At 71.1% G+C, this 506-nt stretch carries 1 protein-coding gene; it reads right to left on the minus strand.

Annotated elements, in window-relative coordinates:
• The coding region (locus G4D87_RS38575; protein ID WP_163787688.1) for a PaaI family thioesterase at positions 1-483 on the minus strand (483 nt) is incomplete at its 3' end.
• Positions 484-506: the final 23 nt, after the last annotated feature.

Raw genomic sequence — 506 nt, forward strand, 5'->3', positions numbered from 1 at the left:
GTTGACGGCGGGGCTGTCTCCCGACGCCCAGCGGAGGTTGGAGAGCTTCACCACGCCCTGGCAGCGGCCGCACACCCGGCCTTCACCGTCGTACACCCGGGCGGTGGCGAAGAGGAGGGACACCGTCTGGCTGTCGATTTCGGACTCCACGCGCAGGCTGTCGCCGGTGACGGCGCGCTCGAAGCTCATGGAGAGCTGCACGGTGGCGCAGCGCCGGCCCGGGTCCACCAGGGCGCCGGTGCAGCCCACGGCGTAGTCGAAGAGGGCGGCGAGGATGCCTCCGTTGACGGCGCTGGCGCTGCCGGCGCCGCCCCGGTGTTCGGGGCGCAGTTCGGGGAGGGTGACGACCACCTTCCGGCCCTCCGGGAAGCTGAGTTGCGCGCCGAAGAGGCGCAGGGTGAGGCTCTGGGAGAACTGCTCGGCGTAACGGTCCAGGTCGGCCTGGGAAGGCCTCGAAGGGGCGCCGGACGTGGAGTCGGACATGGAGGCGCACCATCATATAAGCC

Origin of the sequence: Myxococcus vastator (assembly GCF_010894475.1) — a bacterium.
In the GTDB taxonomy this organism is placed as follows: Bacteria; Myxococcota; Myxococcia; order Myxococcales; family Myxococcaceae; genus Myxococcus; species Myxococcus vastator.